Source organism: Pectobacterium sp. 1950-15 (assembly GCF_037136835.1).
GTDB lineage: Bacteria > Pseudomonadota > Gammaproteobacteria > Enterobacterales > Enterobacteriaceae > Pectobacterium.
Genome location: NZ_JBBBQR010000019.1, coordinates 26,244 through 40,665 on the forward strand (window position 1 = coordinate 26,244; position 14,422 = coordinate 40,665).

The 14,422-nt window shown below is 57.2% G+C and carries 10 protein-coding genes; 7 read left to right on the forward strand and 3 right to left on the reverse strand.

The genetic code is table 11. From position 1 onward, the window contains the following. Positions 1–44: 44 nt before the first annotated feature. From hrpB to fhuB, 5 genes are all read left to right on the forward strand, one after another. Positions 45–2,489, forward strand: a complete 2,445-nt coding sequence (hrpB, locus tag WCT94_RS17920) for an ATP-dependent helicase HrpB (RefSeq protein WP_336870794.1) — start codon at positions 45–47, stop codon at positions 2,487–2,489. 102 nt (positions 2,490–2,591) lie between these two features. Further along, on the forward strand, positions 2,592–5,072 hold the full coding sequence (mrcB, locus tag WCT94_RS17925) for a bifunctional glycosyl transferase/transpeptidase (RefSeq protein WP_336870796.1): 2,481 nt from the start codon (positions 2,592–2,594) through the stop codon (positions 5,070–5,072). Between the two features lie 615 nt (positions 5,073–5,687). Then, positions 5,688–6,485, forward strand: coding sequence for a Fe3+-hydroxamate ABC transporter ATP-binding protein FhuC (fhuC, locus tag WCT94_RS17930; RefSeq protein ID WP_180786913.1), 798 nt, complete (start codon positions 5,688–5,690; stop codon positions 6,483–6,485). A gap of 16 nt (positions 6,486–6,501) precedes the next feature. Next, positions 6,502–7,428 (forward strand): Fe(3+)-hydroxamate ABC transporter substrate-binding protein FhuD, encoded by a 927-nt coding sequence (fhuD, locus tag WCT94_RS17935; protein ID WP_180786912.1) that lies wholly within the window; start codon positions 6,502–6,504, stop codon positions 7,426–7,428. Positions 7,429–7,498: 70 nt separating this feature from the next. Beyond that, on the forward strand, positions 7,499–9,451 hold the full coding sequence (fhuB, locus tag WCT94_RS17940; protein ID WP_442955505.1) for a Fe(3+)-hydroxamate ABC transporter permease FhuB: 1,953 nt from the start codon (positions 7,499–7,501) through the stop codon (positions 9,449–9,451). Positions 9,452–9,499: 48 nt separating this feature from the next. Here fhuB and WCT94_RS17945 read toward each other — a convergent pair whose 3' ends face one another. Continuing rightward, complete coding sequence (locus tag WCT94_RS17945; protein WP_180779622.1) at positions 9,500–10,090, reverse strand: LysE family translocator; 591 nt, start codon at positions 10,088–10,090, stop codon at positions 9,500–9,502. Between the two features lie 135 nt (positions 10,091–10,225). On the opposite strand from WCT94_RS17945, the gene WCT94_RS17950 reads away from it, so the two are divergent. Continuing rightward, a complete protein-coding gene (locus WCT94_RS17950; protein ID WP_336870800.1) occupies positions 10,226–11,686 on the forward strand; it encodes an aminotransferase-like domain-containing protein in 1,461 nt (486 codons plus the stop codon). Positions 11,687–11,708: 22 nt separating this feature from the next. Here the strand turns inward: WCT94_RS17950 and WCT94_RS17955 are convergent, their stop codons facing one another. Continuing rightward, positions 11,709–12,332, reverse strand: coding sequence for a glutathione S-transferase family protein (locus tag WCT94_RS17955; RefSeq protein WP_336870802.1), 624 nt, complete (start codon positions 12,330–12,332; stop codon positions 11,709–11,711). Positions 12,333–12,512: 180 nt separating this feature from the next. Continuing rightward, on the reverse strand, positions 12,513–13,793 hold the full coding sequence (gene hemL, locus WCT94_RS17960) for a glutamate-1-semialdehyde 2,1-aminomutase (protein ID WP_015841272.1): 1,281 nt from the start codon (positions 13,791–13,793) through the stop codon (positions 12,513–12,515). A 267-nt stretch (positions 13,794–14,060) separates the two neighbouring features. Here hemL and erpA point away from each other — a divergent pair, with 267 nt between their 5' ends. Beyond that, a complete protein-coding gene (gene erpA / locus WCT94_RS17965; protein ID WP_015841270.1) occupies positions 14,061–14,408 on the forward strand; it encodes an iron-sulfur cluster insertion protein ErpA in 348 nt (115 codons plus the stop codon). Positions 14,409–14,422 lie beyond the last annotated feature (14 nt).

Here is a 14,422-nt window from a genome sequence, read left to right on the forward strand (position 1 = left end):
CTACAATGCTCGCCGCTGAAAGTTAACCTTATACGGAGATGTCTGTGATTTTACCGCCCGTCAGCGCCGTGCTGGATGATGTCATAACGGCGCTACATACCGCGCCTCAGGTGCTGCTCAATGCCCCAACAGGGGCGGGAAAATCGACCTGGCTGCCGTTGCAATTGCTACAACAGGGTAATTTAAACGGGCGCATCATCATGCTGGAGCCGCGCCGTCTGGCGGCGAAGAGCGTAGCCTGGCGGCTGGCGCAGCAACTCGGCGAGGAACCGGGACAGACGATAGGGTATCGCATGCGGTCAGAAAGCCGCGTGAGTGACGCAACGAGGCTGGAAGTCGTCACCGAAGGGATGCTGACCCGTTTGCTGCAACAGGATGCGGAGCTGCAAGGCGTGGCGCTGATCATCCTTGATGAGTTTCATGAGCGCAGCGTGCAGGCTGATGTGGCACTGGCGCTGCTGCTCGATGTGCAACAAGGGCTACGTGACGATTTAAAACTGCTGATTATGTCCGCGACGCTCGACAATGCGCGTCTGGCGGCGCTGCTGCCGGAAGCCGTCTGCGTGGTTTCCGAAGGTCGCAGCTATCCGGTTGAGCGGTGTTATGTGCCGCTGAATAATCAGGAACGATTGGAAGAGGGCGTTGCGCGACAGGTGCGACGCTTGCTCAGTGAAGAAGACGGTTCACTTCTGCTGTTTTTGCCCGGCGTCGCGGAGATTCGCCGCGTGCAGGCGCTGCTGGAAAATAGCGTGTCGGGCGAGACGGATCTCTGCCCGTTATACGGCGCATTGACGTTGGCGGAACAGCAAAAGGCGATTCTGCCTGCGGAACCGGGTCGCCGTAAGGTGGTGTTAGCCACCAATATTGCAGAAACCAGCCTGACGATTGAAGGAATTAGGCTGGTGATGGATAGCGGTCTTGAACGTGTCGCCAGCTTTGATGTGAAAAGCGGCATCACCCGACTGGTGACACAGCGAGTCAGCCAGGCCTCTATGGTGCAGCGCGCCGGACGTGCCGGACGGTTAAACCCCGGTATTTGCTGGCATCTGTGCTCGCGCGAACAGGCAGAACGCGCAGCGGCGCAAAGCGAAGCTGAGATACTGAATAGCGATTTAAGTAGCGTCTGGCTGGACTTATTACAGTGGGGCTGTACCGATGTGGCGCAGTTAACCTGGCTGGATACACCACCCGCCCCCGCGCTGTATGCCGCACGTCAGCTACTGCGCCAGCTTGGCATTACCGATGAGCAGGATCGGTTGACCGCTGAAGGTCGCAAGATCGCCGCGCTAGGCAGCGATGCCCGTTTGGCGACGATGTTATATGCCGCGTCACAGCAAAACTCAGATGCGCTGGCGACCGCCGGATGTCTGGCGGCGATCCTCGAAGAGCCGCCGCGTAGCGGGTCGATTAATCTGGCTGACTGGCTGCATCGCCCATTGCCGCACTGGCTGCGGCGAGCAAAACAGCTGACACGCCGTTTATCGACGGCTCCGGGGCGTATTGACAGCGGAGAAGCCGACTGGCTGCTGGCACAAGCTTTCCCCGATCGCATCGCCCGGCGGCGTAGCCAGGATGGGCGCTACCAGCTTGCGAACGGCAGCGGTGCGATGATGTCGGCTGATGAGGCGCTATCAGGTACGGAGTGGTTGCTGGCTCCGGCGCTCTTACAGAATAATCAGAACGCGGATGCGCGGATCCTGCTGGCCTTGCCGCTGGATATTGAACGGCTGGAACGGCGGCTACCCGGATTAATAAATGAGCGTAACGTGGTGCACTGGGACGAAGAAAAGGGTACTCTGCGCGCCAGCCAGCGTGACCAGATAGGCTGCCTGACGCTACGAACGCGCCCGTTGAATAAGCCTTCCGATGAAGCATTGCAGCAGGCGCTGTTATCCTGGATTCGGGAGCAGGGGATTGAAGCATTAAACTGGGACGCTGCGGCGTTACAGCTCCGCGCTCGGCTACAGTGCGCTCGCCAGTGGTTGTCTGAGGTTGACTGGCCGCTGGTGGATGACGGTACGCTGCTGGCAACGCTGGAAATCTGGCTACAGCCGTCACTGTCCGGCGTGCGTGATTTACGGGCGCTGCACCAGATTAATTTGAGCGATGCGCTGCTGCGACTGTTGGACTGGTCGCTGCGCCAGCGGCTGGATAGCGCGCTGCCCACGCACTACACGGCACCCGGCGGCAGTCGCTTGCCTATCGCCTATTATGACGATAAACCTCCGGTGCTGTCGGTGCGGATGCAGGAAATGTTCGGTGAGCAGCAGAGCCCGCTGTTGGCAGAGGGGCGTGTGGCGCTGGTATTGGAACTTTTATCACCCGCTCAGCGTCCACTACAAATTACGCGGGATTTAGCGGCATTCTGGCAAGGCGCTTACCGCGAGGTACAAAAAGAGATGAAGGGGCGTTACCCCAAGCATGTCTGGCCGGACGATCCGGCGAATACGGCTCCGACGAGACGTACCAAGAAATATCAGAATCACTAATTTCAGACGTTTCCGCTTTCCCAAAAAAGGGGCTGGAAACAGAGTAGGCGGCTTGAGCGCAGAGCAGATAGCCGTGAACAACCTGATGGAGAAGTTATTGTAATGTCTCGGGATGACCGCGAACCTATCGGACGCAAAGGGAGAGCGCCAAAACGTAAACCTGAACGCAAACAGGCCATACGACGTCGCAGGGATGACGACTATGATGATGATGACTACGATGATTATCAGGACGACTATGACGACGATGATGATTACGATGGCGATGATACGATGACGCGTAAATCGCAGAGAAGACGGCGCTGGCTGGGGCTGGCTATCAAGCTGTTCCTGATCTTTGCCGTTGCGATGGCGATCTATGGCGTGTACCTCGACAGCCAGATCCGCAGCCGTATTGAAGGCAAGGTCTGGCAACTGCCCGCCGCCGTCTATGGCCGTATGGTCAACCTTGAGCCGGGCATGGCCTATAGCCAGAAAGAGATGATCAGCCTGCTGGAAGGTATGCAGTACCGTCAGGTGAGTCGCATTACCCGTCCGGGTGAATTCAGCGTGCGTGGCAACAGCATCGACATGCTGCGCCGTCCGTTTGATTTCCCTGATGGGAAAGAAGGGCAGATTCAGGCGCGCCTGACGTTTGCCAACGATCGTCTGTCGCAGATCCAGAATCTGGATAATCAGCGCAACTTCGGCTTTTTCCGTCTCGATCCAAAACTGATCACCATGATGCAGTCGCCTAATGGCGAACAGCGTTTATTCGTGCCGCGTTCCGGCTTCCCCGATCTGCTGGTTGATACGCTGGTCGCGACCGAAGACCGCCATTTTTATGAACATGATGGTATTAGCCTGTACTCGATTGGCCGTGCGTTTTTAGCCAACATCACGGCAGGACGCGCGGTACAGGGTGGCAGTACGCTGACGCAGCAGTTGGTTAAGAACCTGTTCCTGACTAATGAACGCTCGCTGTGGCGTAAAGCCAACGAAGCCTATATGGCGCTGATCATGGATTATCGCTACAGCAAGGATCGTATCCTTGAGCTGTATCTCAACGAGGTGTACCTCGGTCAGAGCGGTAACGATCAGATCCGCGGCTTCCCGCTTGCCAGCCTGTACTATTTTGGTCGCCCGGTGAATGAACTGAGTCTCGATCAGCAGGCGCTGCTGGTGGGCATGGTGAAAGGGGCGTCGCTGTACAATCCGTGGCGTAATCCGGAGATTACGTTAGAGCGACGCAACTTGGTGCTGCGCCTGCTGCAGAATCAGCAGGTGATTGATGCCGATCTGTACAACATGCTGAGCGCGCGTCCGCTGGGCGTCCAGCCGAAAGGCGGCGTCATCAGCCCTCAGCCTGCGTTTATGCAACTGGTGCGTCAGGAACTGCAACAGCGGCTTGGCGACAAGGTTAACGATCTCTCCGGCGTGAAGATCTTTACCACGCTCGATCCGGTCTCGCAGGATGCGGCGGAAAAAGCGGTAGAGGTCGGCGTTCCGGCACTGCGTGCAGGCCGTAACGTGAGCGATCTGGAAGCGGCGATGGTGATTGTCGATCGTTTTAGCGGTGAAATTCGCGCGATGGTCGGTGGCTCTCAAACGCAGTACGCCGGGTTTAACCGGGCGTTACAGGCGCGTCGTCCCGTCGGGTCGTTGGCGAAGCCGCCGACCTACCTGACCGCGCTGAGTCAGCCGGACACTTATCGTCTGAACACCCTGCTGGCGGATGAGCCGCTGTCGATCAAGCAAGCTAACGGGCAGCTATGGCAGCCGAAGAACTACGATCGTGAGTTCCGCGGCCGTGTCATGCTGGTTGATGCGCTGGCGAACTCGCTGAACGTTCCGACCGTTAATCTGGGGATGGCTGTGGGGCTGAATCAGATCACGGAAACGTTGAAGCGTTTAGGGATTCCGGAAAACGTGATTCAACCTGTACCGGCGATGCTGCTGGGTGCGATCAGTCTGACGCCGATGGAAGTCGCGCAGGAATACCAGACGATCGCCAGCGGCGGCAACCGTGCACCGCTTTCCTCGCTGCGGTCAGTGATTGCGGAAGATGGCACGGTGCTGTACCAGAGCTTCCCGCAGGCTGAGCGGGCGGTTCCGGCACAAGCGGCCTACCTGACGCTGTATGGTATGCAGCAGGTTGTCGAACGCGGTACGTCGCGTTCGCTGGCGGTGAAGTTCCCGAATTATCATCTGGCGGCGAAAACCGGTACCACCAATGACCTGCGTGACAGCTGGTTTGCGGGGATCGACGGTAAAGAAGTGGCGATTAGCTGGGTAGGGCGCGATAACAACGGCCCGGCCAAGCTGACGGGGGCGAACGGTGCGCTGACGATTTATCGTCGCTATCTGGAAAACCAAACGCCGCTGCCGCTCATGCTGACACCGCCGGAAGGCATCACGACCATGACGGTGGATGCCAGCGGTAACTTTATCTGTAACGGCAGCAGCGCCGGGCGTGTCTTGCCGGTCTGGACGGATAACCCGCAGGCGCTATGTCAGTCCAGCCAGCCGCAGCCTTCCGCACAGCAGGGACAGCAAGATGGAGAAGGCGTCGCCGACTGGATCAAACAAATGTTTGGTCAATAAGCGCTTCTCACTGCCCCCGGTTAATCTATTGTTTCTTATAGACAAAGACAGGGGCATCACGTGTTTTGTCGTTATTTGGCGTAAAAAATTATGCTGAGGAGATAGCAGGCTTAGGATGAGCCGCATGGACGCGGCGAAAGCTTGCGCCACGTATGGAACGTGTCGCAAGCGGTCCGTTAAGCCTGATACCGACGAAGGAACCGCGTCAGCGGCATAATTCGCGCTAAAAGCCGGGGTTCATAGGGGGCTGGCGTAGCCCCCTATGTCGGGCGCGTGCTACAAGGTAGCATGAAAATAACGGTATTATCGCGCACGAAACCGCCTCAATAGTGGCATAAAATGTTCCTAATAGGCTGAATCTAATTGGATTTTTTTTCTCTGCTATTTTGAGACGAGCACCGCATCCTGCCTGATACCGCTTTTCCTGTCATGCCATTCCAGCGCTGACAGGTAAAAGTCTTGCGATTGGTATTCTGTTGCGCCTATCATGCTGCCTTTATCGTAATCATTATCGTTCTCTTTTAGCCCGGTTATTACGCGGGGAATTCGAGAGTGACGGGCGTCGCGATCGCTGCTTACTCCTGTCCTTCAGTGACATTAAAAATCAAACACGCTATGCAAAATCAAACTGTACTGCCTGATACCACCTTCAGACTGGACGACGTCAGCTTTTCCGTCGCCGGACGCACGCTGCTACACCCGCTCTCTATCACGTTCCCTGTCGGGAAAGTGTGCGGCCTGATTGGGCATAACGGCTCGGGCAAATCGACCTTGCTGAAAATTTTGGGCCGTCACCAGCCCGCCAGCAGCGGAACCGCATTACTGGGGGAACAGGCTACCGGAAGCTGGGATAGCAAATTATTCGCCCGTCAGGTGGCTTATTTACCGCAGCAGCTTCCCGCTGCCGAAGGGATGACCGTGCGTGAGCTGGTTGCCGTAGGGCGTTACCCGTGGCACGGCGCATTAGGCCGTTTCGGCAGCGCCGATCGGGAAAAGGTCGAGGAAGCCATCACGCTGGTGGGGCTGAAACCGTTCGCCAACCGTCTGGTGGACAGCCTGTCCGGCGGTGAACGGCAGCGAGCCTGGCTGGCGATGACGGTGGCGCAGGATAGCCGCTGTCTGTTACTGGATGAACCGACCTCCGCACTGGATATTGCCCATCAGGTTGAGGTGCTGGCGCTGATCCAGCGCATGAGCCGCGAGCGCGGCATCACTGTCATTGCGGTGTTGCATGATATCAATATGGCTGCCCGCTACTGCGATCACTTGGTGGCACTGCGCGGTGGCAAGATGATTGCACAGGGTGAGCCTGTCGCGCTGATGCAAGGGGATGTGCTCGAAAGCATCTACGGCATTCCCATGGGCATTCTGCCTCATCCGGCTGGTGGCGCACCGGTCAGCTTCGTTTGTTAACTCGGTTTTTCTGCTCATGATGCCTGAACGTTTTTCTTCTCCATCCTCTCCCGATCCGCTACGCCGTCGTTTGCTGACGGCGCTGCTATTGTCGCCGCTGGTGTATTCGGCGGCGAGCAGGGGAACGACTGCCACATTCCCCGATGTAAACCGCATTGTGGCGCTGGAATGGTTGCCCGTTGAGCTGCTTCTGGCGCTAGGCATTACCCCCTTTGCGATCGCGGATAAGCATAACTATAACCTGTGGGTGAAAGAGCCTGCGCTGCCTGACTCGGTGATTGATGTGGGGCTGCGTACCGAGCCAAATCTGGAGTTGCTGACGCAGATTCGCCCGTCCATGATTCTTTATTCTGAAGGCTACGGCCCTTCGGTCGCGAAAATGTCCCGCATCTCTCCGATGCTGGGGTTTGGCTTTAGCAGCGAACAGGGGAAGCCGCTGACGGCGGCACAGTCCTCGGTCATGAAGCTGGCCGATGCGCTAAATATGAAGGCGGCTGGTGAACGGCACCTGATGGAGCTGGCGCAGTTTCTCCAGCAGGAAAAAATCACGCTTCAACCCTATACCCAGCGGCCGCTGTTGCTGATCACGCTGGTCGACAGTCGCCATGTGTTAGTGATTGGCAAGAACAGTCTTTTTCAGGAAGTGATGGATCATATCGGGATAGAAAATGCCTGGCGTGGTGAAACCAGCTTCTGGGGCAGTACGATTGTGGGTATTGAGAGTCTGGCGGAGATCGGTGATGCCAATGTGCTCTGCTTCGAGCATGGCGATAGCGCCATTATCGCGCAGCTTGATAAGAACCCGCTCTGGCAGGCGATGCCGTTTGTGCGTCAACAGCGTGTGCAACGCGTGCCTGCCGTCTGGCTGTATGGCGGAACGCTCTCGGCGATGCGCTTTTGCCGCGTATTGAATCAGGCACTGGAGGCGAGAAATCATGGCTAATCCTTTGTCTGTCGGTTCCTCGCACGCGCACCCGCGTGTTGGTCATCCGCTGGTGCTGCCAGTGGTCGTGATGGGTTTGCTGCTGATCGTGATGCTGGGCATGGGCAGCTACAATTTGCAGCAGCAATTACCGGTATCACAGTGGGTTGCAGGGCTGACCCATCCCGCCTTGAACAATATGCAACAGCTTCTGTTCCATTACAGTCTGTTGCCACGCATGGTGCTGGCGCTGCTGATTGGCGCAGGGCTGGGGCTGTGTGGCGTACTGTTCCAGCAGGTCTTGCGTAATCCGCTGGCTGAGCCGTCAACGCTGGGGATCGCTACGGGGGCGCAACTCGGGATCACGGTCGTTACGCTGTGGGCGTTGCCCGGCGGCGTATGGACCCAGCAGGCCGCGGCGATGATCGGCGCGCTGGTGGTTGGCGCGTTGGTTTTTGGCGTCGCCTGGGGCAAGCGTTTATCACCGGTGACGCTGATACTGGCGGGGCTGGTGCTGAGTTTCTACTGTAGCGCGGTCAATCAGCTGCTGGTGCTCTTCCATCATGAGCAGCTTCAGGGCTTATTCCTGTGGAGCAGCGGCGTACTAAACCAGCAAGACTGGAGCAATGTGCAGTTCGTGCTTCCGCGTCTTCTGGTGTGTTTCTGTCTGGCGCTGCTGTTGATTCGCCCGCTAACGCTGTTGGGGCTGGATGACGGCGTCGCGCGTAATCTGGGGCTTGGGCTGTCGCTGGCACGTCTGAGCGCGCTTGGGTTGGGGATTTTCCTGTGCGCGCAGTTGGTGAATGCGGCGGGCATTATTGGTTTTATCGGCCTGTTTGCGCCGTTGCTGGCGAAAATGCTGGGCGCACGGCGTTTACTTCACCGTCTCTTATTCGCGCCGTTGCTCGGCGCGTTGCTGCTCGGCGTTGCCGATCAGGGCGTGATCTGGCTGAGCCGCGTGTGGCTTGATGTCCCAACGGGCGCAGCGACGGCGCTGATTGGTGCGCCGCTGCTGCTGTGGCTGCTGCCGCGTCTGCGTAATAGTGGCCAGCCCGCGATGATCGACAGTAACAGCACGCCAGCGGCTGAACGTCGCCTGTGGGGAACCTGGCTGGTACTTGGCATCATGCTGCTGGGAATGGTGGTGATCGCAGCGCTGATGCTAGGGAAAGACGCGCAAGGCTGGCAGTGGGGCGGCGGCGATGTGTTAGGGCAACTGCTCTCGTGGCGCTGGCCGCGGGTGCTGGCGGCGCTCACGGCTGGCGTGATGCTGGCGGTCGCGGGAACGTTAATACAGAAGCTGACGGGTAACCCGATGGGGAGCCCGGAAGTGCTGGGGATTAGCTCCGGTGCGTCGTTTGGCGTCATTATTTTGCTGTTCTTCGTTCCCGGTAATGCGTTCGTGTGGCTGCTTCCGGCTGGTAGTGCAGGGGCGGCGTTGACGCTGCTTATCATGGTGATTATTGCCGGACGTGGTGGTTTCTCCACGCAGCGTATGCTGTTGGCTGGGATCGCGCTGAGCATGGCGTTCACCACCGTGATCGCGCTGCTGTTGGCCAGTGGCGATCCGCGCATGGGAACCGTGCTGACCTGGCTGTCGGGCTCAACCTACGCGGTCGAACCAACAGACGCGATACGCACGGCGGTGATTGCCCTTCTGCTGCTATTGATCGTCCCGCTGTGCCAGCGCTGGCTGCGTATTCTGCCGCTTGGCGCCACGACGGCCAGATCGCTTGGCGTGGCTGTCACGCCAGTTCGTCTGCTGGTTTTGCTGTTGGCATCGGTGCTAACCGCGATGGCAACGTTGATGGTCGGGCCGATGAGCTTTGTCGGGTTAATGGCACCGCATATGGCGCGGATGCTGGGCTTTAACCGCGTGTTGCCGCAAATCGCCAGCTCGGCATTGATTGGTGGTGCGCTGATGGTTATTGCTGACTGGTGCGGCCGAATGATCCTCTTTCCGGCACAGGTTCCGGCGGGGCTGCTCGCGACGTTTATCGGTGCGCCTTACTTTGTTTATCTGCTCCGCAAGCAGGTGAAATAACGATAACGCGGGCTGAGGCGGGAAGAAAAACCCGCCTCAGCCGTGTGATTAGCGGGAGAGATTGATGGCTTCAACCAACATCCAGCATGTGGTGAGTAGCAAAGAGAACGCCATAATGCCGTTGAAGGCTTTCAGTTTCCACGGTTCCTGAAGATGTTTGCCGATACGATCGCCGAGCGCTGCCCAGACTAAAACGCAGGGCAGATTGAGTGCCATAAAGGCGATGACCGTGGTGAAAAGGCCACCGCTGGCGGTATAAAGCAGTGCGATGTTGCTGGCCATTAGCCAGGTCTTCGGGTTCACCGCTTGAAATAGCGTTCCTTGCAGTGCAGTCATCGGCTGTACTCGCCCTTGTAATTCTGGTGCCGATGAGCGCACGATTTTCCACGATAGCCACAGCAGATAGACGCACCCCAGCACGGTCAGAGGGAGGCGAATAACGCTCATCCAGCTCAGCAGAAGTTCCAGGGCCACACCCATCAGTGCCGTTTGTATTCCACAGCCAACGGTAATTCCCACCATCATCGGTAACGTACGACGCAGGCCAAAATTGACGCCTGAGGTTGCCAGCAGCAGATTATTGGGGCCTGGCGTGATGGACATGACGGTGACGTAGCTGAAAAAAGAAGGGTCGAGCATGGTGTTATCCTGGTGATGGGGAAGAGCACTATAGTAGGCAGAAAAAATAAATGGTTACAGATACACAAAACGATTATTGTGATGGGTACAAATTGCATTAATAGTTAACTGTACTCATCGGCTGGCGGGGGAACTGTGTCCATCATCGACTCACAAGAAAGTACGCTCTATCAACAGCTCGCGGAAACCTTCGCCACGGCGATTCATCAAGGGACGTTAGCGCCGGGAAGCCGCTTGCCTTCTATTCGTCGCGTCGCCGGATCGCATCAGGTGAGTGTCAACACGGTATTGAATGCCTGGCGTATTCTCGAAGATCGCGGGTTGATCGAAGCGCGGCCGCAGTCGGGCTATTTTGTTCGAGGTCGTCTGCCGTCGCTGACGGAAAGTAAGCCGCATCGTGCGCAGGTGATTGTGCCGGGCAGTGAGAAACTGGATCTGATTGATACCGTGTTTGCTGCCCAGACACACCCGGATTACACCAACATATCTCTGGCGTGCCCACAGCATGCCGATTTCTATCCGACCGAAAAGATTAGCCGTATTACCGCTTCCCTATTGCGGCGACAGCCCGACCTGATTGGCCGTTATGCGCTACCGCCGGGCAGTGAGCGACTGCGGCGCGAAGTGGCGCGGCGTGCGATGGATTTGGGCATGACCCTGACTCGTGAAGACATCACGATCACCCACGGCTGTATGGAGGCGCTACAGCTGGCACTGCGCACGGTAACGCAGCCGGGCGACTGTGTCGGGCTGGAAACGCCAACCTATTTTTATCTCTTTCCTCTGCTGGCCAGTCTGGGATTGAAAACGGTGGAGATTCCCACCGATCCACAACGCGGCCTCGCGCTGGATGCGCTGGAACTGCTGCTGTCAGAAGGGCGGCTACAGGCGATTATCGCGATGCCGAATGCCCAGAATCCGCTAGGGTGCAGTATGACGCTGGAGGATAAAAAGCGGCTGGCAAAGCTGGTGAATGACTATCAGGTGCCGCTTATTGAGGATGGGTTATACAGCGAACTTCAGTTTACCTGGCCGCTGTCGCCGACGGTGAAAGCCTTCGATCGCGACGGCTGGGTGATTTACTGCTCCAGCTTCACGAAAACGCTGGCACCGGATTTTCGCATTGGCTGGATGGCGTCGGGTCGTTTCCGTGCCAAAGTGGCGCGGCTGAAAGCGGTATCGTCAATGGCGGAATCTGCGCTGTTATCGGAAACGCTGGCACAGTTTCTGGAGTCCGGCGGTTACGATCACCATCTGCGTACGCTGCGCCGTCGCTATGCCGCACAGATGGATGAGGCGCGTGGGTTGATTGCTCGGCATTTTCCGCAGGGGACGCGGGCGACGCAGCCGCAGGGCGGTTTTGTCTTCTGGCTGGAGTTACCGGGCGGCGTGGATGGCGTTGAATTGTTCCATCGCCTGCTGCAAGAGCAGATTTGCGTCACGCCCGGCGAGCTTTACACGCTGAGCGGCCGCTGTAAGCACGGGCTTCGGCTATCGTGCTGCTACCCGTTTGATGAACGCTATACGTATGCCCTTAAGCGCGCAGGGGCGCTGGCGTGTGAGATGAGCGGTATCGGGCCGGGTAGCGCAACGTAGTCTTATCCCTACGAACATCGTGTTATGGCGTGCCGTTTCGTCCCCAGGTCAGGTAGCCTGCGCGTTCGCTTAAGCGCTCATAGTAGGCGCGGACGGCGGGATAGTCCGTGTGTTCCAGCGGCGTTTCATACCAGCGGTTTACCGACAGCCCGATGGGAATATCGGCCAGTGTAAACGCTTGTCCTGCAACGTAGTGGCCGGTTCGCTCCAGTTGCTGATTCAAAATGCCCATGGTGCGCGACCAAAGATTGCAGGAGGCCGTCAAGAGCTGGGGATCCTGATGGGCGGGAGACTGACGCACCAGCGACATAAAAGCGTAACGCCATGAAGGATTGAGCTCGTTGGCCTGCCAGTCGATCCATTGATCGATCGAAGCACGGCTGCGTGGATCCGGCGGGTAGAGCCAGGCACCGTCCTTTGCGTTGGCGAGGTAACGTATAATCGCGTTCGATTCCCACATGACAAAATCGTCATCCTGAATAACCGGTATCATGCCATTAGGATTGAGCGCCAAAAATGCTGGTGATTGCGGTGACTGATAGCCCTCACCCCAGTCTTCGCGGTCGAAGGGAATCGCCAACTCATCGCACAGCCACAGCACTTTTCGAACGTTGATCGACGACGTGCGTCCTAGAATCTTTAACATGACCTCTCCGCTATTTTCAGGAACATACACTTACTCATAACCAATTTGAAACGGCTTGTCATTCTCAAACGAGAATCCTGACGAAAAAAGTGGAGGGCAGGGAGAGGGTGTAATGAAGACTGAAACAACGGATGGATGCGACGGCGTCAATGCTAGTGAATGACGCCGTCGAGATACGCTTTACAGGCGTGAGAAGCAGAGCTGCGCGGCTTCGATGGTGCGGTCGATGTCCTGTGGCGTATGCGCCAGCGACATAAAGCCCGCTTCAAAAGCGGACGGCGCGAGATAAACCCCTTCTTCCAGCATCATGTGGAAAAACAGCTTAAAGCGCTCGACGTCGCACTTCATCACATCCTGATAGCAGGTGACACTTTCGGCATCCGTGAAGAACAGGCCAAACATACCGCCCGCCTGATTCACGACTAGCGGAATGTTTTCGGCTTTCGCGGCAGCCAGCAGGCCTTCTGCCAGCTGATTGGTCAACGCGGTGAGTTTTTCATGTACACCGGGTTTCGCGACTTCCGTCAAACAGGCAAAGCCTGCCGCCATAGCAATCGGGTTGCCGGACAGTGTTCCCGCCTGATAAACCGGACCGGTCGGTGCCAGCGCCTGCATGACTTCACGCTTGCCGCCGAATGCGCCAACTGGCATGCCGCCGCCGATGATTTTCCCCAGACAGGTCAGATCCGGCACCACGCCGTAGTGCGACTGTGCACCCGCCAGTGCGACGCGGAAGCCGGTCATCACTTCATCGATGATGAACAGGGCGCCAAACTCGTCGCACAGAGCGCGCAGTCCAGGAAGGAAATCCGGCAGCGGTGGAACGCAGTTCATGTTGCCCGCAACGGGTTCGACAATGATTGCAGCGATCTCGTCAGGGTATTGTTCAAATGCGGCGCGTACGGACGACAGATCGTTATAGACGCAGGTTAGCGTATGGCGAGCAAAGTCGGCCGGAACGCCGGGAGAGTTCGGTTGACCCAGCGTCAGCGCGCCGGAACCGGCTTTCACCAGCAGGCAATCGGCATGGCCGTGGTAGCAGCCTTCAAATTTAATGATTTTGTCACGACCGGTGTAGCCACGTGCCAAACGAATTGCGCTCATGGTGGCTTCGGTGCCGGAGTTGACCATCCGCACCATATCCATGCTGGGCACCAGCGAAGTGACCAGACGTGCCATCTGCACTTCCATCTCGGTTGGTGCGCCAAAACTCAGACCACGTTCTGCGGCGGCGATCACCGCATCACGAATTGCCGGGTGATTGTGCCCCAGCACCATCGGGCCCCACGATCCCACGTAATCAATGTACGCTTGTTCGTCGGCGTCGTAGAGATAAGCGCCATCAGCCCGTTCGATGAACAGCGGGGTACCGCCGACGCCGTTAAAAGCACGAACGGGTGAATTCACTCCGCCGGGAATAAGTTGCTGTGCCGCAGCATACAGGCTTTCAGATTTGTTCATTACGCGGTCCTGACTGGTCTTAATCGTAAAATGTAGGGGTATTCTAATAAACTGATCGCTGTTATGAAATCGCTGCGCGGGTTTTCACTTGAAAACACGCCGCAGGATACCTACAGAGAGTACTGGCTGTGGGGAAAATGAGGCGGCATAATGCGGCGATTATTTCAACAGCCGCTGTCAAATCTTGAACGTTTTCGCAGACTGCCGGATAATAAGCGTATGAATATGGGTTTATCACCTGGTAAGCCCTGAGTTGGGAGTAAAAATATGAGCGACGATATAGCAGCACTGCCTCTGCAATTTACCGATGCAGCGGCAAGTAAGGTGAAAAACCTGATTGCTGATGAAGAAAACCCAGAGCTGAAACTGCGCGTGTATATCACGGGCGGCGGCTGTAGCGGCTTCCAGTACGGTTTTACCTTTGATGATCAAATCAACGACGGCGATATGACCATTGAGAAGCAAGGGGTGTCGCTGGTGGTTGACCCGATGAGCCTGCAATATCTGGTTGGCGGTGCGGTGGATTATACCGAAGGGCTGGAAGGTTCTCGTTTTGTCGTGACGAATCCGAATGCGAAATCCACCTGTGGCTGTGGTTCCTCTTTCAGCGTCTGATCCTGCATTACGAT